Below are 19,907 nucleotides of genomic sequence, written 5' to 3' on the forward strand. Positions count from 1 at the left end.
TCATGGCTGATTACCTGGGTAAAAATGTCGTCATTATCGGCCTGGGCCTCACCGGGCTTTCTTGCGTGGACTTTTTCCTTGCTCGCGGCGTGACGCCGCGCGTAATGGATACGCGTATGACACCGCCAGGCCTGGATAAATTACCCGAAGCGGTGGAGCGTCATACTGGCGGTCTCAATGATGAATGGCTGATGGCGGCAGATCTGATTGTCGCCAGCCCCGGTATTGCGCTGGCGCATCCTTCCTTAAGCGCCGCTGCCGATGCGGGAATTGAAATTGTTGGCGATATCGAACTGTTCTGCCGCGAAGCACAAGCGCCTGTCGTGGCGATCACCGGTTCTAACGGCAAAAGCACTGTCACCACCTTAGTGGGGGAAATGGCGAAAGCAGCAGGCGTTAACGTTGGCGTGGGTGGCAACATTGGCCTGCCAGCATTGATGCTGCTGGATGCTGAGTGCGAGCTGTACGTGCTGGAACTGTCAAGCTTCCAGCTGGAAACGACATCCAGCTTACAGGCGGTGGCGGCGACGATTCTGAACGTGACTGAAGATCATATGGATCGCTATCCATTTGGTTTACAGCAGTATCGTGCGGCAAAACTGCGTATTTACGAAAACGCAAAAGTTTGCGTGGTTAATGCCGATGATGCCTTAACGATGCCGATTCGCGGTGCGGATGAACGTTGCGTCAGCTTCGGCGTCAATATGGGTGACTATCACCTGAACCATCAGCAGGGTGAAACCTGGCTGCGGGTGAAAGGCGAGAAAGTGTTGAACGTGAAAGAGATGAAACTTTCCGGGCAGCATAACTACACCAATGCGCTGGCAGCACTGGCGCTGGCTGATGCCGCAGGTTTACCGCGTGCCAGCAGCCTGAAAGCGTTAACCACGTTTACCGGTCTGCCGCATCGCTTTGAAGTGGTGCTGGAGCATAACGGTGTGCGCTGGATTAACGATTCGAAAGCGACCAACGTCGGCAGTACCGAAGCGGCGCTGAATGGCCTGCACGTAGACGGCACGCTGCATTTGTTGCTGGGCGGCGATGGTAAATCGGCAGACTTCAGCCCACTGGCGCGCTATCTGAATGGCGATAACGTGCGTCTGTATTGTTTCGGTCGTGATGGCGCACAGTTGGCGGCGTTACGCCCGGAAGTGGCAGAGCAAACCGAAACTATGGAACAGGCGATGCGCTTGCTGGCTCCGCGTGTTCAGCCGGGAGATATGGTTCTGCTCTCCCCGGCATGTGCCAGCCTTGATCAGTTCAAGAACTTTGAACAACGAGGCAATGAGTTTGCCCGTCTGGCGAAGGAGTTAGGTTGATGCGTTTATCTCTCCCTCGCCTGAAAATGCCGCGCCTGCCAGGATTCAGTATCTTGGTCTGGATCTCCACGGCGCTAAAGGGCTGGGTGATGGGCTCGCGGGAAAAAGATACCGACAGCCTGATCATGTACGATCGCACCTTGCTGTGGCTGACCTTCGGCCTCGCGGCGATTGGCTTTATCATGGTGACCTCGGCGTCAATGCCCATAGGGCAACGCTTAACCAACGATCCGTTCTTCTTCGCGAAGCGTGATGGCGTCTATCTGATCCTGGCGTTCATTCTGGCGATCATTACGCTGCGTCTGCCGATGGAGTTCTGGCAACGCTACAGTGCTACGATGCTGCTCGGATCAATCATCCTGTTGATGATCGTGCTGGTGGTGGGTAGCTCGGTTAAAGGGGCATCGCGTTGGATCGATCTTGGCTTGCTGCGTATCCAGCCAGCCGAACTGACCAAGCTGTCGCTGTTTTGCTATATCGCCAACTATCTGGTGCGCAAAGGCGATGAAGTGCGTAACAACCTGCGCGGCTTCCTGAAACCGATGGGCGTGATTCTGGTGTTGGCCGTGTTGCTGCTGGCACAGCCTGACCTTGGTACGGTGGTGGTGTTGTTTGTGACTACGCTGGCGATGCTGTTCCTGGCTGGGGCGAAATTGTGGCAGTTCATCGCCATTATTGGCATGGGGATTTCAGCGGTTGTGTTGCTGATCCTCGCCGAACCGTACCGTATTCGTCGTGTTACCGCATTCTGGAACCCGTGGGAAGATCCCTTCGGCAGCGGCTATCAGCTGACGCAATCGCTGATGGCGTTTGGTCGCGGCGAACTGTGGGGACAAGGTTTAGGTAACTCGGTACAAAAACTGGAGTATCTGCCGGAAGCGCACACTGACTTTATTTTCGCCATTATCGGCGAAGAACTGGGGTATATCGGTGTGGTGCTGGCGCTTTTAATGGTATTCTTCGTCGCTTTTCGCGCGATGTCGATTGGTCGTAAAGCGTTAGAAATTGACCATCGTTTTTCCGGTTTTCTCGCCTGTTCAATTGGCATCTGGTTTAGTTTCCAGGCGCTGGTTAACGTCGGCGCTGCGGCGGGGATGTTACCGACCAAAGGTTTGACATTGCCGCTCATCAGTTACGGTGGTTCGAGCTTACTGATTATGTCGACAGCCATCATGATGCTGTTGCGTATTGATTATGAAACGCGTCTGGAGAAAGCGCAGGCGTTTGTACGAGGTTCACGATGAGTGGTCAAGGGAAGCGATTAATGGTGATGGCAGGCGGTACTGGCGGACATGTGTTCCCGGGGCTTGCGGTTGCGCATCATTTAATGACCCAGGGGTGGCAAGTTCGCTGGCTGGGTACTGCCGATCGTATGGAAGCGGACTTAGTGCCGAAGCACGGTATCGAGATCGACTTTATTCGTATCTCTGGTTTGCGCGGCAAGGGTATTAAAGCGTTACTCGCAGCTCCGTTGCGTATCTTTAACGCCTGGCGTCAGGCGCGGGCGATTATGAAAGCGTATAAACCTGACGTGGTGCTCGGTATGGGCGGCTACGTTTCAGGCCCAGGAGGTCTGGCAGCGTGGTCGTTAGGTATTCCGGTCGTACTTCATGAACAAAACGGTATTGCGGGCTTAACCAATAAATGGCTGGCGAAGATTGCGACCAAAGTGATGCAGGCGTTTCCAGGCGCTTTCCCTAATGCGGAAGTGGTGGGTAATCCTGTTCGTACCGATGTGCTGGCGCTGCCGTTGCCGCAGCAACGTCTGGCTGGACGTGAAGGTCCGGTTCGTGTGTTGGTAGTGGGTGGTTCTCAGGGCGCACGCATTCTTAACCAGACAATGCCGCTGGTTGCAGCAAAGCTGGGCGATTCAGTCACTATCTGGCATCAGAGTGGCAAAGGTTCGCAACAATCCGTTGAACAGGCGTATGCCGAAGCGGGGCAACCGCAGCATAAAGTGACGGAATTTATTGATGATATGGCAGCGGCGTATGCGTGGGCGGATGTCGTCGTTTGCCGCTCCGGTGCGTTGACGGTGAGTGAAATCGCTGCGGCGGGGTTACCAGCATTGTTTGTGCCGTTTCAGCATAAAGACCGCCAGCAATACTGGAATGCGTTACCGCTGGAAAAAGCGGGCGCAGCCAAAATTATCGAGCAGCCACAGCTTACCGTGGATGCTGTCGCCAACACCCTGGCCGGGTGGTCGCGAGAAACCTTATTAACCATGGCAGAACGCGCCCGTGCTGCATCCATACCGGATGCCACCGAGCGAGTGGCAAATGAAGTGAGCCGGGCTGCCCGGCCGTAATTGTGGCGATGCCTTTTGCATCGCATGAATTTGAGAAGTTAATGGCGTAAAGAATGAATACACAACAATTGGCAAAACTGCGTTACATCGTGCCCGAAATGCGTCGCGTTCGGCACATTCACTTTGTCGGCATCGGTGGTGCCGGTATGGGCGGTATTGCCGAAGTTCTGGCCAATGAAGGGTATCAGATCAGTGGTTCAGATTTAGCGCCAAATCCGGTCACGCAGCAGTTAATGAACCTGGGAGCGACTATTTACTTCAACCATCGCCCGGAAAACGTGCGCGACGCCAGCGTGGTCGTTGTTTCCAGTGCAATTTCTGCCGATAACCCTGAGATTGTTGCCGCTCATGAAGCGCGTATTCCGGTGATCCGTCGCGCGGAAATGCTGGCTGAGTTAATGCGTTTTCGTCATGGCATCGCCATTGCCGGAACGCATGGCAAAACGACAACCACCGCGATGGTTTCCAGTATCTATGCGGAAGCGGGTCTCGATCCAACTTTCGTTAACGGTGGGCTGGTAAAAGCGGCTGGCGTTCATGCGCGTTTAGGGCATGGCCGCTACCTGATTGCCGAAGCAGATGAGAGCGATGCATCGTTCCTGCATCTGCAACCCATGGTGGCGATTGTCACCAATATCGAAGCCGACCATATGGATACCTACCAGGGCGACTTTGAGAATTTAAAACAGACCTTTATTAATTTTCTGCACAACCTACCGTTTTACGGTCGTGCGGTAATGTGTGTTGACGATCCGGTGATCCGCGAATTGTTACCGCGCGTGGGGCGTCAGACCACGACTTACGGCTTCAGCGAAGATGCCGATGTGCGTGTAGAAGATTATCAGCAGATTGGCCCGCAGGGGCATTTTACGCTGCTGCGCCAGGACAAAGAGCCGATGCGCGTTACCCTGAACGCGCCTGGTCGTCATAATGCGCTGAACGCGGCGGCTGCGGTTGCGGTTGCTACGGAAGAGGGGATTGACGACGATGCTATTCTACGTGCGCTGGAGAGCTTCCAGGGAACCGGTCGTCGCTTCGATTTCCTCGGTGAATTCCCGCTGGAGCCGGTCAACGGTAAAAGCGGTACAGCAATGCTGGTTGATGACTACGGTCACCATCCGACCGAAGTGGATGCCACCATAAAGGCGGCACGTGCAGGCTGGCCGGATAAAAACCTGGTAATGCTGTTTCAGCCGCACCGTTTTACCCGTACTCGCGACCTGTATGACGATTTCGCCAATGTACTGACTCAGGTTGATACCCTGTTGATGCTGGAAGTTTATCCGGCAGGTGAAGCACCGATTCCGGGAGCGGATAGCCGTTCACTGTGCCGCACGATTCGTGGACGTGGGAAAATTGATCCTATTCTGGTGCCAGATCCGGCGCAGGTAGCCGAGATGTTAGCACCAGTATTAACCGGTAACGACCTGATTCTCGTGCAGGGTGCGGGTAATATTGGAAAAATTGCCCGTTCTTTAGCTGAAATCAAACTGAAGCCGCAAACTCCGGAGGAAGAACAACATGACTGATAAAATCGCGGTTCTGTTGGGTGGGACCTCCGCAGAGCGGGAAGTTTCTCTGAATTCTGGCGCTGCTGTGTTAGCCGGGCTGCGCGAAGGCGGCGTCGATGCACATCCTGTTGACCCTAAAGAAGTTGACGTGACGCAACTGAAATCGATGGGATTTCAGAAAGTATTTATCGCTCTGCACGGGCGCGGCGGTGAAGACGGCACATTGCAGGGGATGCTTGAGCTGATGGGACTGCCTTATACCGGCAGCGGAGTGATGGCATCTGCGCTTTCAATGGATAAACTACGCAGCAAACTGCTGTGGCAAGGTGCCGGTTTACCGGTCGCTCCGTGGGTGGCGTTAACCCGCGCAGAGTTTGAAAAAGGCCTTAACGATAAGCAGTTAGCCGAAATTTCTGCCCTGGGTTTACCATTAATCGTTAAGCCGAGCCGCGAAGGTTCCAGCGTGGGAATGTCAAAAGTAGTAGCAGAAAATGCTCTACAAGATGCATTAAGATTGGCATTTCAGCACGATGAAGAAGTATTGATTGAAAAATGGTTAAGTGGGCCGGAGTTCACGGTTGCGATACTCGGTGAAGAAATTTTACCGTCAATACGTATTCAACCCGCCGGAACCTTCTATGATTATGAGGCGAAGTATCTCTCTGATGAGACACAGTATTTCTGCCCCGCAGGTTTAGAAGCGGCACAAGAGGCCAATTTGCAGGCATTAGTGCTGAAAGCATGGACGACTTTAGGTTGTAAAGGATGGGGGCGTATTGACGTCATGCTGGACAGCGATGGACAGTTTTATCTGCTGGAAGCCAATACCTCTCCGGGTATGACCAGCCACAGTCTGGTGCCGATGGCGGCACGTCAGGCAGGCTTAAGCTTCTCGCAGTTGGTAGTACGAATTCTGGAACTGGCGGACTAATATGTCGCAGGCTGCTCTGAACACGCGAAACAGTGAAGAAGAAATTTCTTCTCACCGCAATAATGGAACGCGTCTGGCGGGGATACTTTTCCTGCTGACGGTTTTAACGACTGTGTTGGTGAGCGGCTGGGTCGTGTTGGGCTGGATGGAAGATGCGCAACGCCTGCCGCTCTCAAAGCTGGTGTTGACCGGTGAACGCCATTACACGCGTAATGACGATATCCGGCAGTCGATCCTGGCATTGGGTGAGCCGGGTACTTTTATGACTCAGGATGTCAACATCATCCAGACGCAAATTGAACAACGCCTGCCGTGGATTAAGCAGGTGAGCGTCAGAAAGCAGTGGCCTGATGAATTGAAGATTCATCTGGTTGAATATGTGCCGATTGCGCGGTGGAATGATCAACATATGGTAGACGCCGAAGGAAACACCTTCAGCGTGCCGCCAGATCGCACCAGCAAGCAGGTGCTCCCGATGTTGTATGGCCCGGAAGGCAGCGCCAATGAAGTGCTGCAGGGTTATCGCGAAATGGGGCAAATGCTGGCAAAGGACAGATTTACTCTGAAGGAAGCGGCAATGACCGCGCGGCGTTCCTGGCAGTTGACGCTGAATAACGATATTAAGCTCAACCTTGGCCGGGGCGATACGATGAAACGTTTGGCTCGCTTTGTAGAACTTTATCCGGTTTTACAGCAGCAGGCGCAAACCGATGGCAAACGGATTAGCTACGTTGATTTGCGTTATGACTCTGGAGCGGCAGTTGGCTGGGCGCCCTTGCCGCCGGAGGAATCTACTCAGCAACAAAATCAGGCACAGGCAGAACAACAATGATCAAGGCGACGGACAGAAAACTGGTAGTAGGACTGGAGATCGGCACCGCGAAGGTTGCCGCTTTAGTAGGGGAAGTTCTGCCCGACGGTATGGTCAATATCATTGGTGTGGGCAGCTGCCCGTCACGTGGTATGGATAAAGGCGGGGTTAACGACCTCGAATCTGTGGTCAAATGCGTACAACGCGCTATTGACCAGGCAGAATTGATGGCTGATTGCCAGATCTCTTCGGTATATCTGGCGCTTTCTGGTAAGCACATCAGCTGCCAGAATGAAATTGGTATGGTGCCCATTTCTGAAGAAGAAGTGACGCAAGAAGATGTGGAAAACGTCGTCCATACTGCGAAATCGGTGCGTGTGCGTGATGAGCATCGTGTGCTGCATGTGATCCCGCAAGAGTATGCCATTGACTATCAGGAAGGGATCAAAAATCCGGTAGGACTTTCGGGCGTGCGAATGCAGGCAAAAGTGCACCTGATCACATGTCACAACGATATGGCGAAAAACATCGTCAAAGCGGTTGAACGTTGTGGGCTGAAAGTTGACCAACTGATATTTGCCGGACTGGCATCAAGTTATTCGGTATTGACGGAAGACGAACGTGAATTGGGAGTCTGCGTCGTCGATATCGGTGGTGGTACAATGGATATCGCCGTTTATACCGGTGGGGCATTGCGCCACACCAAGGTAATTCCTTATGCTGGCAATGTGGTGACCAGCGACATTGCCTATGCCTTTGGCACGCCGCCAAGCGACGCCGAAGCGATTAAAGTTCGCCATGGCTGCGCGTTGGGTTCCATCGTCGGTAAAGATGAGAGCGTGGAAGTGCCGAGCGTAGGTGGGCGACCACCGCGTAGTCTGCAACGTCAGACGCTGGCGGAGGTGATTGAGCCACGGTATACCGAGTTGCTCAACCTGGTCAACGAAGAGATATTGCAGCTGCAGGAAAAGCTTCGCCAACAAGGCGTGAAACATCACCTGGCGGCGGGCATTGTATTAACCGGTGGCGCGGCGCAGATCGAAGGACTTGCCGCCTGCGCTCAGCGCGTGTTTCATACGCAGGTGCGTATTGGCGCGCCGCTGAATATCACCGGTTTAACTGATTATGCTCAGGAGCCGTATTACTCGACGGCTGTGGGATTGCTTCACTACGGGAAAGAGTCACATCTTAACGGTGAAGCGGAAGTAGAAAAACGTGTTACAGCATCAGTTGGCTCGTGGATCAAGCGACTCAATAGTTGGCTGCGAAAAGAGTTTTAATTTTTATGAGGTCGACGGTGATTACGGCCTCAGGCGACAGGCACATATCGGAGAGAAACTATGTTTGAACCAATGGAACTTACCAACGACGCGGTGATTAAAGTCATCGGCGTCGGCGGCGGCGGCGGTAATGCTGTTGAGCACATGGTGCGTGAGCGCATTGAAGGTGTTGAATTTTTCGCGGTAAATACCGATGCACAGGCGCTGCGTAAAACGGCGGTTGGGCAGACGATTCAGATCGGTAGTGGTATCACCAAAGGACTGGGAGCTGGCGCTAATCCAGAAGTTGGCCGTAATGCGGCTGATGAGGATCGCGATGCACTGCGTGCGGCGCTGGAAGGTGCAGACATGGTATTTATTGCAGCAGGTATGGGTGGTGGTACTGGTACAGGTGCTGCGCCGGTCGTTGCTGAAGTGGCAAAAGATTTGGGTATCCTGACCGTTGCTGTCGTGACTAAGCCTTTCAACTTTGAAGGCAAGAAGCGTATGGCCTTCGCGGAGCAGGGGATCACTGAATTGTCCAAGCATGTGGACTCATTGATCACCATCCCGAACGACAAACTGCTGAAAGTGCTGGGGCGCGGTATCTCCCTGCTTGATGCGTTTGGCGCCGCGAACGATGTGCTGAAAGGCGCAGTTCAGGGTATCGCCGAACTGATTACTCGTCCGGGTCTGATGAACGTGGACTTTGCAGACGTACGTACCGTGATGTCTGAAATGGGCTACGCAATGATGGGTTCTGGCGTGGCGAGCGGTGAAGATCGTGCGGAAGAGGCGGCTGAAATGGCTATCTCTTCTCCGCTGCTGGAAGACATCGACCTGTCTGGTGCGCGCGGCGTGCTGGTTAACATCACGGCGGGCTTCGACCTGCGTCTGGATGAGTTCGAAACCGTAGGTAACACCATCCGTGCATTTGCTTCGGATAACGCAACTGTGGTTATCGGTACTTCTCTTGACCCGGATATGAACGACGAACTGCGTGTAACCGTGGTTGCAACAGGTATCGGCATGGACAAACGTCCTGAAATCACTCTGGTGACCAATAAACAAGTTCAGCAGCCAGTGATGGAGCGTTACCAGCAGCATGGTATGGCACCGCTGACGCAAGAGCAGAAACCGGTAGCTAAAGTGGTGAACGACAATACGCCGCAAACCGCGAAAGAGCCGGATTATCTGGATATCCCTGCTTTCCTGCGTAAGCAAGCTGACTAAGATTAAGCTGGAATTTGGGTTACCAGGCTCTTTGTGCTAAACTGGCCTGCCGAATGTATAGTACACTTCGGTTGGATAGGTAATTTGGCGAGATAATACGATGATCAAACAAAGGACACTTAAACGTATCGTTCAGGCGACGGGTGTCGGTTTACATACCGGCAAGAAAGTCACTCTGACGTTACGCCCTGCGCCGGCCAACACCGGGGTCATCTATCGTCGCACCGACTTGAATCCACCGGTAGATTTTCCGGCCGATGCCAAATCTGTGCGTGATACCATGCTCTGTACGTGTCTGGTCAACGAGCATGATGTACGGATTTCAACCGTTGAGCACCTGAATGCTGCGCTCGCGGGCTTAGGCATCGATAACATCGTTATCGAAGTTAACGCACCGGAAATCCCGATCATGGACGGTAGTGCCGCTCCGTTTGTTTACCTGCTGCTTGATGCTGGTATCGACGAGCTGAACTGCGCCAAGAAATTTGTTCGCATCAAAGAGACTGTTCGTGTCGAAGATGGCGATAAGTGGGCTGAATTTAAGCCGTACAATGGTTTTTCGCTGGATTTCACCATCGATTTCAACCATCCGGCTATCGATTCCAGCAATCAACGTTATGCGATGAACTTCTCTGCTGATGCATTTATGCGCCAGATCAGCCGTGCGCGTACGTTCGGTTTCATGCGTGATATCGAATACCTGCAGTCTCGTGGTTTGTGCCTGGGCGGCAGTTTCGATTGTGCCATCGTTGTTGACGATTATCGCGTACTGAACGAGGACGGTCTGCGTTTTGAAGACGAATTTGTGCGTCACAAAATGCTCGACGCGATCGGTGACTTGTTCATGTGCGGTCACAACATTATTGGTGCATTTACCGCTTATAAATCCGGTCATGCACTGAATAACAAATTGTTGCAGGCTGTCCTGGCAAAACAGGAAGCCTGGGAATATGTGACCTTCCAGGACGACGCAGAACTGCCGTTGGCCTTCAAAGCGCCTTCAGCAGTACTGGCATAACGACATTTATACTGTCGTATAAAATTCGACTGGCAAATCTGGCACTCTCTCCGGCCAGGTGAACCAGTCGTTTTTTTTTGAATTTTATAAGAGCGATAAGAAACGGTGCGAACGCTGTTTTCTTAAGCACTTTTACGCACAACTCATCTTCATTCCTGCTGTGGACTTCGGGCTTTAATGATAAGATTTGTGCGCTAAATACGTTTGAATACGATCGGGATGGCAATAACGTGAGTGGAATACTGACGCGCTGGCGACAGTTTGGTAAACGCTACTTCTGGCCGCATCTCTTATTAGGGATGGTCGCGGCGAGTTTAGGTTTGCCTGCGCTCAGCAATGCCGCCGAGCCGAACGCGCCCGCAAAAGCGACAACTCGCAACCACGAGCCTTCCGCCAAAGTTAACTTTAGTCAGTTGGCTTTGCTGGAAGCGAACACGCGCCGCCCGAACTCAAACTATTCCGTTGATTACTGGCATCAGCACGCAATTCGCACGGTAATCCGTCATCTTTCCTTTGCAATGGCGCCGCAAACGCTGCCTGTTGCCGAAGAATCTCTGCCTCTTCAGGCGCAACATCTTGCTTTACTGGATACGCTCAGCGCGCTGCTGACTCAGGAAGGCACGCCGTCTGAAAATGATTATCGCATTGATTATGCGCATTTTACCCCGCAAACAACATTCAGCACGCCCGTCTGGATAAGCCTGGCGCAAGGCATCCGTGCAGGTCCTCAACGCTTCAGCTAACAACAATAAACCTTTACTTCATTTTATTAACTCCGCAACGCGGGGCGTTTGAGATTTTATTATGCTAATCAAATTATTAACTAAAGTTTTCGGTAGTCGTAACGATCGTACCCTGCGCCGGATGCGCAAAGTCGTCAATGTCATCAATGCCATGGAACCGGAGATGGAAAAACTCTCCGACGAAGAGTTGAAGGGAAAAACCGCAGAGTTTCGCGCGCGCCTGGAAAAAGGCGAAGTGCTGGAAAATCTGATCCCGGAAGCCTTCGCAGTCGTGCGTGAAGCAAGTAAGCGCGTCTTTGGTATGCGTCACTTCGATGTACAGTTGCTCGGCGGTATGGTTCTTAATGAGCGTTGCATCGCAGAAATGCGTACTGGTGAAGGTAAAACCCTGACCGCAACGCTGCCTGCTTACCTGAACGCATTAACCGGTAAAGGTGTGCACGTTGTTACCGTCAACGACTATCTGGCGCAACGTGATGCTGAAAACAACCGTCCGCTGTTTGAATTCCTCGGCCTGACTGTCGGCGTCAACCTGCCGGGAATGCCTGCGCCGGCAAAGCGTGAAGCCTATGCGGCTGACATCACTTACGGTACGAACAACGAATACGGCTTCGACTACCTGCGCGACAACATGGCATTCAGCCCTGAAGAACGTGTACAGCGTAAACTGCACTATGCGCTGGTGGACGAAGTGGACTCCATCCTGATCGATGAAGCACGTACGCCGCTGATCATTTCCGGCCCGGCTGAAGACAGCTCGGAAATGTATAAGCGAGTGAACAAAATCATTCCGCACCTGATCCGTCAGGAAAAAGAAGACTCCGAAACCTTCCAGGGCGAAGGCCACTTCTCGGTTGATGAAAAATCTCGCCAGGTGAACCTGACCGAACGTGGTTTGGTACTGATTGAAGAACTGCTGGTGAAAGAAGGCATCATGGCGGAAGGTGAGTCACTGTACTCTCCGGCCAACATCATGCTGATGCACCACGTAACGGCGGCGCTGCGCGCTCATGCACTGTTTACCCGCGACGTCGATTACATCGTTAAAGATGGCGAAGTTATCATCGTTGACGAACACACCGGTCGTACCATGCAGGGGCGTCGCTGGTCCGATGGTCTGCACCAGGCTGTTGAAGCCAAAGAAGGTGTGCAGATCCAGAACGAAAACCAGACGCTGGCTTCTATCACCTTCCAGAACTACTTCCGCCTGTATGAAAAACTGGCGGGGATGACCGGTACTGCTGATACCGAAGCATTCGAATTCAGCTCAATTTACAAGCTGGATACCGTAGTCGTTCCGACTAACCGTCCGATGATTCGTAAAGATCTGCCAGACCTGGTCTACATGACCGAAGCAGAAAAAATTCAGGCAATTATCGAAGATATCAAAGAACGTACCGCGAAAGGCCAGCCGGTGCTGGTGGGGACTATTTCCATTGAAAAATCGGAGCTGGTGTCAAACGAGCTGACTAAAGCCGGTATCAAACATAACGTCCTGAACGCCAAATTCCACGCCAACGAGGCGGCGATTGTTGCTCAGGCAGGTTATCCGGCTGCGGTGACTATCGCGACCAACATGGCGGGTCGAGGTACTGACATTGTGCTCGGTGGTAGCTGGCAGGCAGAAGTTGCCGCGCTGGAAAACCCGACCGCAGAGCAAATTGAAAAAATCAAAGCCGACTGGCAGGTGCGTCACGACGCAGTACTGGCGGCAGGTGGTCTGCATATCATCGGCACCGAACGTCACGAATCTCGTCGTATCGATAACCAGCTGCGCGGTCGTTCTGGTCGTCAGGGGGATGCCGGTTCTTCCCGTTTCTACCTGTCGATGGAAGATGCGCTGATGCGTATTTTCGCCTCTGATCGCGTTTCCGGCATGATGCGTAAACTCGGGATGAAACCAGGCGAAGCCATTGAGCACCCGTGGGTGACCAAAGCGATTGCTAACGCCCAGCGTAAAGTTGAAAGCCGTAACTTCGATATTCGTAAGCAACTGCTGGAATATGATGACGTGGCTAACGACCAGCGTCGCGCCATTTACTCCCAGCGTAACGAACTGCTGGATGTCAGCGATGTGAGCGAAACCATCAACAGCATTCGTGAAGATGTGTTCAAAGCGACCATCGATGCTTACATTCCGCCACAGTCACTGGAAGAAATGTGGGATATTCCGGGTCTGCAGGAACGTCTGAAAAACGATTTCGACCTCGATTTGCCGATTGCCGAGTGGCTGGACAAAGAGCCTGAACTGCATGAAGAGACGCTGCGTGAACGTATTCTGACGCAATCCATTGAAGTGTATCAGCGTAAAGAAGAAGTGGTTGGCGCTGAGATGATGCGTCACTTCGAGAAAGGCGTGATGTTGCAAACGCTCGACTCCCTGTGGAAAGAGCACTTGGCGGCGATGGATTATCTGCGTCAGGGTATCCACCTGCGTGGCTATGCGCAGAAAGATCCGAAGCAGGAATACAAACGTGAATCGTTCTCCATGTTTGCAGCGATGCTGGAATCGCTGAAATATGAAGTTATCAGCACGCTGAGCAAAGTCCAGGTGCGTATGCCGGAAGAAGTTGAAGAGCTGGAACAACAGCGTCGTATGGAAGCCGAGCGTTTAGCGCAAATGCAGCAGCTTAGCCATCAGGATGACGACTCTGCAGCCGCAGCTGCGCTGGCGGCGCAAACTGGCGAGCGCAAAGTAGGACGTAACGATCCTTGCCCGTGCGGTTCTGGTAAAAAATATAAGCAGTGCCATGGTCGCCTGCAATAAAAGCTAACAGTTGACATAAAAGGCGCAGGATTCTGCGCCTTTTTTATAGGTTTAAGACAATGAAAAAGCTGCAAATTGCGGTGGGTATCATTCGCAATAAAAACAACGAAATTTTTATTACTCGTCGTGCCGCAGATGCGCACATGGCGAATAAGCTGGAGTTTCCTGGCGGTAAAATTGAAATGGGCGAAACACCGGAACAAGCGGTGGTGCGTGAACTTCAGGAAGAAGTCGGGATTACCCCACAACATTTTTCGCTATTTGAAAAACTGGAATATGAATTCCCGGACAGGCATATCACTCTGTGGTTCTGGCTGGTCGAAGGTTGGGAAGGGGAGCCGTGGGGTAAAGAAGGGCAACCCGGTGAGTGGATGTCGCTAGTCGGTCTTAATGCCGATGATTTTCCTCCAGCCAATGAACCGGTAATTGCGAAGCTTAAGCGTCTGTAGGTCGGATAAGGCGTCACGCCGCATCCGACATTTGCACAAGATGCCTGATGCGACGCTGGCGCGTCTTATCAGGCCTACGTGCGGCATCAGACAAAATGTTACTGCTTTGGCTCTTCGCTCCAGTCATCACTCTCAGAAAGATCGCCGCTGCTGGGGATTCGTTTTTCTTCAGCAGCCCATTCTCCGAGGTCGATCAACTGACAACGTTTGCAACAAAATGGCCGAAACGGGCTGATTTCACCCCACATCACAGTTTTCCCGCAGGTTGGGCAATTCACCGTAATAGTTTCTGACATCGTAACTCCTTAGCAGCAAGCCAGTTCAAAATCCAGGCGCTCTGGCACCAGACCATTTTCACTGTCCAGCGGCATAAAACGAATCGCAAAACGGCTTTTATGACCGGAAATTTGCGGATAAAGCTGTGAATCAAGCGCCAGATTCAGCCGCAGCAGATCAGCGTCTTCGCCATTATCCTGATAAAAACCGTTCAGGCTGGTTTGTTTACGAAAAGGAGCCGACTGGCGAATCAGATCCAGCACCATGGTAAGTGCCTGGGTGAGCGGGTTCAGGCTGGCAATCCAGGTTGCTACCTGGCTGTCACGCTGTGACTGGGGTAAATGTAGCCAAATATGCAAAGTGGGCAAATCAAAGCTACAACAGCCGCCAGGTATGCTCAGACGCTGACGCACTAAGGCAATCAACCTGTCTTCACGCAGAAATTGCCCGATACGCGGCGCAGAAATCAACACGCTACCCGCTGCTTTTAACTGCTGAATTAATGCTTCAATACGGCTCTGATCAACGCCTGGCACGCCAATCCAGGTTTGAAGTTTACGTTGCTGGCGGTCAAGCTCTTTCAATAGCTCAGTGCGCACTTCTCCGCGCTCGAAAACATCCAGCAATTCACTGACATTACGGAAGAAATGCAGAGCGCCAGCGTAGTCAACAATGGGTAAATTTACGGTGAGTTGTTGAATTAAAAACTCAATGCGCAGCCATGTACGCATTTTTTCATTTAGTGGATGTTCAAAAAGGACCTGGGTCTGCATTACGGTTTTTCCTGTGAGACAAACTGCGACGCAAGCTGCAAATAGTGTGCGTGCAGGCGGGCAACATCCGATGCAATAGCATCCGGTGCGCCGTTATTATCAATGACGTCATCTGCCACGGCAAGACGGGCTTCGCGCGTTGCCTGGGCAGCAAGAATTTGTTCGACATGGTCGCGAGTAACATCATCGCGCTGCATGGTACGCTTAAGTTGCGTTTCTGGGCTGACATCCACCACCAGCACACGATTCGCTTTTTTATACAGTGAGTTTTCTACCAGCAATGGCACAACCCACAGTATATAGGGGGAAGTTGCCTGCTGGATCTGACCTTGCGTCTCCTGCTGAATCAGCGGATGCAGCAGGGAGTTAAGCCAGTTTTTCTCTTCCGGGTTGGCGAAGATCCGCTCGCGCAAGACCCGGCGCTGCAATGAGCCATCAGCAGCAATCATGTCAGCACCAAAGTGTTCAGCAATGGCACGTAGCGCAGGTGCACCTGGTTCAACCACCTGACGCGCAATAATATCGGCATCAATGACGTTAATTCCGAGGTCTGCAAACGCATTTGCAACGGTACTCTTGCCACTGCCAATGCCTCCCGTTAAGGCAACTATATACCTCATAATTTATATTCCCGGGAATTCATCATGATTATCAAAACGTTAAAAATGAGCGTACAAAAGCGAAATTGATGGAACGTTCGCTCATTATTTACCAGGTAAATTTATGGGATTGTAGCGTAAAAAAAGACAATTTCGCAGTCTTGCGCCACATCGATTAGTGCGTATGATAGCGTCACTGGAGTTGCGCTCTTATCCTTATAGCCATTAACCCCAGGAATCCGCACATGCGTATTGAAGAAGATCTGAAGTTAGGTTTTAAAGACGTCCTCATCCGTCCTAAACGTTCTACTCTTAAAAGTCGTTCCGATGTTGAACTGGAGCGTCAATTCACCTTCAAACATTCAGGTCAGAGCTGGTCCGGCGTGCCGATTATCGCCGCGAATATGGACACCGTAGGCACTTTTTCCATGGCCTCTGCGCTGGCTTCTTTTGATATTCTTACCGCTGTGCATAAACACTATTCTGTCGAAGAGTGGCAAGCGTTTATCAACAATTCTTCCGCTGATGTGCTGAAACATGTGATGGTTTCTACCGGCACGTCTGATGCGGATTTCGAAAAAACCAAACAAATTCTCGACCTGAACCCGGCATTAAACTTCGTTTGTATTGACGTGGCGAATGGTTATTCCGAACACTTCGTGCAGTTCGTTGCGAAAGCGCGTGAAGCGTGGCCGACCAAAACCATTTGTGCTGGCAACGTAGTGACTGGTGAAATGTGTGAGGAGCTTATCCTCTCCGGTGCCGATATCGTTAAAGTTGGTATTGGCCCAGGTTCTGTCTGTACAACTCGCGTCAAAACAGGCGTCGGTTATCCGCAACTTTCTGCGGTAATCGAATGTGCCGATGCTGCGCACGGTCTGGGCGGGATGATCGTCAGCGATGGTGGCTGCACCACACCGGGCGATGTCGCGAAAGCCTTTGGCGGCGGTGCTGATTTCGTGATGCTCGGCGGTATGCTGGCAGGCCACGAAGAGAGTGGTGGTCGCATTGTAGAAGAGAACGGCGAGAAATTTATGCTGTTCTACGGCATGAGCTCCGAGTCTGCGATGAAACGCCACGTTGGCGGCGTTGCGGAATATCGCGCTGCAGAAGGTAAAACCGTTAAGCTGCCGCTGCGTGGTCCGGTTGAAAATACCGCGCGTGATATTTTAGGCGGTCTGCGTTCAGCTTGTACATACGTTGGGGCTTCACGCCTGAAAGAGCTGACCAAGCGCACCACGTTTATCCGTGTGCAGGAACAAGAAAACCGTATCTTCAATAACCTGTAATCTCCCAACGCTGGCGTGGATCACCACGCCAGCGTTATCCCATCCCACTCATCGCATCGCCTAAATGGAAAATTGGCAGGTACATTGCCACCACTAGCGTACCGATAATTCCTCCTGTAATGACCAGCAACGCCGGTTCCAGTAAGGCTGCAAGATTATCTGCCAGCGCCAGCGTGTTATCCCGATGATGGTGAGCGAGATTCTCCAGCATGAGATCCAGCGAGCCGGATGCCTCTCCTGTTCTCACTAATTGCAAACAGAGTGGGCTAAACTCACCGGCATTTTTTAGCGCCAGCCAGATGGGCTGACCGTTACTGATATCGTGCTGGATTTGTGTCAGAAGTTGCGCCCAGTACGGGCAGCGCATTGTTTCTCTGACGCTCTCAACCCCTTGTAAAAAAGTAATTCCTGCACTTTGTGTCAGCGCCAGAATCGTAAAAATCTGCGTGAGTTTTTGTCCCCGCATCAGGGAACCCATAATTGGGATGCGTAACAGCAATTTCTGTCGCACGATAAGCCAGGTCGGACGGCGCATCAGCAACTTATTGGCTATCGCCAGCAGAAAGCCGAACAACACCAGCAACCAGCCCCATTCACTACTAAAGTCTGCCAGCGTCATGATCCCCTGCGTTAGCGCCGGTAGTGGGGTATTAAAGGTCTTATAGATAGCGGCAAACTCCGGCAGAACAAAATGCAGCATTGCCATAACCACCATGATTGCCATCGCTAAAATGATGATGGGATAACGCAACGCTGATTTCACTTTGTCGGTCAACTGACGTTGGGCTTTTTGCTGGCGCGCCAGTTCAAAGCAGCATTCATCCAGCTTACCGGTCAGTTCACCCGTGCGGATCATCGCCTGATAGAGCGGTGGGAAAACCTCTGACCAGGGTAATAAGGCATTGGAAAAGGCAACGCCCTGTTCGAGATCGTGCGCCAGCGATTGCAGCAATACTTGCCATTGCTTACAGGGATGCTGTTCCGCCAGCAGCGCCAGCCCTTCAGAAAGGGTTAAGCCGGCTTTGAGTAGCGTCGCCAGTTGATGAATGACTTCCGCGCTTTTATCTCCTCGCCACTGTGCAGAATTGATGGCGATTCGCTTCAGACGCAGTGGGGTAACCGTCTGTTGCTGTAGCGCAAAAATCAACAAAGTACGGCTTTCTGCCCATAGCATCCCATCTTGCATATTGCCGTCGCCGGTTATGCCATGCCAGCGCCAGAGTTGCTTACTCGCCATGCGGCATCCCCAATACGCGGATTAACTCTTCAAAGGTGGTTAAGCCTTGCTCCACGGCCAGGCAGCCGTTTTCAAAAAGCGTGCGCATTCCCGCCTGTCGGGCGTGCGTTTCCAGCGATTCAACGTCGGTATTAGCGGAAATAATCTGACGTATGACCGGTGTTATAGGCAGAACTTCAAACAAGGCCGTGCGACCATAAAAACCGTGGTAGCAGTGTCTACAACCGGGTGCTTGCCAGCGGGGCAGCGGCGATGTCCATACATTGTCGGGAATATGGATGGGTTTCCCTTGCTGCAGGCGACAATGCGGGCAAAGTTTGCGTACCAGCCGCTGGGCTATCACCAGCGTGAGCGCCGATGAAAGCATCCAGCGAGCAACGCCCATTTGCTGTAAACGCACCAGCGTTTCGCAGGTGGAATTAGTGTGTAGCGTGGACAATACCAGATGACCCGTTTGCGCGGCTTTAATGGCGATTTCTGCCGTTTCGCCATCGCGGATCTCTCCGATCATGATGACATCGGGATCCTGGCGTAATAACGCGCGCAAAACGCCCTGAAAGGTAAGACCGGCACGTGGATGGATTTGCGTCTGGTTTAGCCCGGTGATGGGGATCTCAACCGGATCTTCGACGCTACAAATATTAATATCAGCGGTATTCAGCGTTTGCAGGGCGCTATAAAGCGTGACGGTTTTTCCGCTTCCGGTTGGCCCAGTTACCAGCACCAGTCCTTGTGGTTGCTGTAGGGCATGAGCAAAGTCCGCCAGTTGTAACGGCTGCATTCCCAGCGTGTTGACATCCAGCGCCTGGTTTACCTGCTGTAACAACCGTAATACCACCTTTTCACCGCCCCGACATGGCAAGGTTGCAATACGAAATGAGACGGCGTTCCCTGCCAGTTCGACAGTGAATTGCCCGTCCTGCGGCAGGCGATGTTCCGCAATATCCAGGCTTCCCAGCACTTTTAATCTGGCGGTTAATGCGGCTCCGGCATCCCGTGGAACATCTGGTAAAGGATGCAGCACGCCGTCGATACGCAAGCGGATACGGTAGGCGCTGTTCGCTGGTTCGATATGAATATCAGACGCGCGTTGTTCCAGCGCAGATTGTAACGTTTGGGTCAGCAACTCTGCCTTGAGCTGATGTTTCTCCTGAACGGTTACGGGCAACGTTTGTTGTGAGCGGCTGGCATGGCCTTCCATTTGCTGGCGCGTCCAGCAGGTGATCTCAATGCGTTTAGTGGTGGCAAAATGTAAGGCATCGAGGAATTCATGCGAAGGCGCATCGACTACCGCAACATGAACCACCTCTTCGCTGGCATCCAGCAAGACTCCCTGATAACGCAGACACAGGGCGGTGAGCTGTGAAATATTCATTGCCGCTCC

19 protein-coding genes are annotated in these 19,907 nt (G+C 52.4%); 14 read left to right on the top strand and 5 right to left on the bottom strand.

Features of this window, described 5'->3' with window-relative positions; translation table 11 throughout:
- Positions 1–2 precede the first annotated feature (2 nt).
- The 12 genes from murD (at position 3) to mutT (ending at position 14,349) form a co-directional block, all read left to right on the top strand.
- On the top strand, positions 3–1,319 hold the full coding sequence (murD, locus tag BEG40_RS09400) for a UDP-N-acetylmuramoyl-L-alanine--D-glutamate ligase (protein WP_000796425.1): 1,317 nt from the start codon (positions 3–5) through the stop codon (positions 1,317–1,319).
- The gene (gene ftsW, locus BEG40_RS09405; protein ID WP_010345404.1) at positions 1,319–2,563 is read left to right on the top strand and encodes a cell division protein FtsW; all 1,245 of its coding nucleotides are present in this window, start codon (positions 1,319–1,321) and stop codon (positions 2,561–2,563) included. Before murD ends, ftsW begins: the two co-directional genes overlap by 1 nt.
- Positions 2,560–3,627, top strand: a complete 1,068-nt coding sequence (gene murG, locus BEG40_RS09410) for an undecaprenyldiphospho-muramoylpentapeptide beta-N-acetylglucosaminyltransferase (protein WP_105285293.1) — start codon at positions 2,560–2,562, stop codon at positions 3,625–3,627. Before ftsW ends, murG begins: the two co-directional genes overlap by 4 nt.
- Positions 3,628–3,680: 53 nt before the next feature.
- On the top strand, positions 3,681–5,156 hold the full coding sequence (murC, locus tag BEG40_RS09415) for a UDP-N-acetylmuramate--L-alanine ligase (protein ID WP_001096083.1): 1,476 nt from the start codon (positions 3,681–3,683) through the stop codon (positions 5,154–5,156).
- Positions 5,149–6,069 carry a D-alanine--D-alanine ligase gene (ddlB, locus tag BEG40_RS09420; protein WP_000130076.1) on the top strand — a complete coding sequence of 307 codons (921 nt, stop codon included), beginning with the start codon at positions 5,149–5,151 and terminating at the stop codon, positions 6,067–6,069. The genes murC and ddlB overlap by 8 nt, the downstream gene beginning before the upstream one ends.
- A gap of 1 nt (position 6,070) precedes the next feature.
- The gene (gene ftsQ / locus BEG40_RS09425; protein ID WP_000075731.1) at positions 6,071–6,901 is read left to right on the top strand and encodes a cell division protein FtsQ; all 831 of its coding nucleotides are present in this window, start codon (positions 6,071–6,073) and stop codon (positions 6,899–6,901) included.
- Positions 6,898–8,160, top strand: coding sequence for a cell division protein FtsA (gene ftsA, locus BEG40_RS09430; RefSeq protein WP_000588474.1), 1,263 nt, complete (start codon positions 6,898–6,900; stop codon positions 8,158–8,160). Before ftsQ ends, ftsA begins: the two co-directional genes overlap by 4 nt.
- 60 nt (positions 8,161–8,220) lie before the next feature.
- On the top strand, positions 8,221–9,372 hold the full coding sequence (gene ftsZ / locus BEG40_RS09435; RefSeq protein WP_105285294.1) for a cell division protein FtsZ: 1,152 nt from the start codon (positions 8,221–8,223) through the stop codon (positions 9,370–9,372).
- A gap of 100 nt (positions 9,373–9,472) precedes the next feature.
- Complete coding sequence (lpxC, locus tag BEG40_RS09440; protein WP_000595482.1) at positions 9,473–10,390, top strand: UDP-3-O-acyl-N-acetylglucosamine deacetylase; 918 nt, start codon at positions 9,473–9,475, stop codon at positions 10,388–10,390.
- A gap of 230 nt (positions 10,391–10,620) precedes the next feature.
- Positions 10,621–11,133, top strand: a complete 513-nt coding sequence (gene secM / locus BEG40_RS09445; protein ID WP_000014328.1) for a secA translation cis-regulator SecM — start codon at positions 10,621–10,623, stop codon at positions 11,131–11,133.
- 61 nt (positions 11,134–11,194) lie between these two features.
- A complete protein-coding gene (gene secA / locus BEG40_RS09450) occupies positions 11,195–13,900 on the top strand; it encodes a preprotein translocase subunit SecA (RefSeq protein WP_000905811.1) in 2,706 nt (901 codons plus the stop codon).
- 59 nt (positions 13,901–13,959) lie between these two features.
- Complete coding sequence (gene mutT / locus BEG40_RS09455) at positions 13,960–14,349, top strand: 8-oxo-dGTP diphosphatase MutT (RefSeq protein ID WP_000736052.1); 390 nt, start codon at positions 13,960–13,962, stop codon at positions 14,347–14,349.
- A gap of 98 nt (positions 14,350–14,447) precedes the next feature.
- Here mutT and yacG read toward each other — a convergent pair whose 3' ends face one another.
- The 3 genes from yacG to coaE are packed head-to-tail and all read right to left on the bottom strand — an operon-like array spanning position 14,448 to position 16,018.
- Entirely contained in the window at positions 14,448–14,645 is a 198-nt protein-coding gene (gene yacG / locus BEG40_RS09460; protein ID WP_105285295.1) for a DNA gyrase inhibitor YacG, read from the bottom strand.
- A 9-nt stretch (positions 14,646–14,654) separates the two neighbouring features.
- The gene (gene zapD / locus BEG40_RS09465) at positions 14,655–15,398 is read right to left on the bottom strand and encodes a cell division protein ZapD (RefSeq protein WP_105285296.1); all 744 of its coding nucleotides are present in this window, start codon (positions 15,396–15,398) and stop codon (positions 14,655–14,657) included.
- The gene (gene coaE, locus BEG40_RS09470) at positions 15,398–16,018 is read right to left on the bottom strand and encodes a dephospho-CoA kinase (protein ID WP_105285297.1); all 621 of its coding nucleotides are present in this window, start codon (positions 16,016–16,018) and stop codon (positions 15,398–15,400) included. The genes zapD and coaE overlap by 1 nt, the downstream gene beginning before the upstream one ends.
- 24 nt (positions 16,019–16,042) lie before the next feature.
- On the opposite strand from coaE, the gene BEG40_RS21910 reads away from it, so the two are divergent.
- Together BEG40_RS21910 and guaC are read left to right on the top strand one after the other, a co-directional pair.
- Positions 16,043–16,087 (top strand): hypothetical protein, encoded by a 45-nt coding sequence (locus BEG40_RS21910; RefSeq protein ID WP_176241868.1) that lies wholly within the window; start codon positions 16,043–16,045, stop codon positions 16,085–16,087.
- Positions 16,088–16,242: 155 nt separating this feature from the next.
- Positions 16,243–17,286 (top strand): GMP reductase, encoded by a 1,044-nt coding sequence (gene guaC, locus BEG40_RS09475; protein WP_001217338.1) that lies wholly within the window; start codon positions 16,243–16,245, stop codon positions 17,284–17,286.
- Positions 17,287–17,320: 34 nt separating this feature from the next.
- Here the strand turns inward: guaC and hofC are convergent, their stop codons facing one another.
- Both hofC and gspE read right to left on the bottom strand, forming a co-directional pair.
- The gene (gene hofC, locus BEG40_RS09480) at positions 17,321–18,523 is read right to left on the bottom strand and encodes a protein transport protein HofC (protein ID WP_105285298.1); all 1,203 of its coding nucleotides are present in this window, start codon (positions 18,521–18,523) and stop codon (positions 17,321–17,323) included.
- A complete protein-coding gene (gene gspE, locus BEG40_RS09485) occupies positions 18,513–19,898 on the bottom strand; it encodes a type II secretion system protein GspE (RefSeq protein WP_105285299.1) in 1,386 nt (461 codons plus the stop codon). Before gspE ends, hofC begins: the two co-directional genes overlap by 11 nt.
- Positions 19,899–19,907 lie beyond the last annotated feature (9 nt).

Source organism: Escherichia sp. MOD1-EC5495 (assembly GCF_002965965.1).
Classification (GTDB): Bacteria; Pseudomonadota; Gammaproteobacteria; order Enterobacterales; family Enterobacteriaceae; genus Escherichia; species Escherichia ruysiae.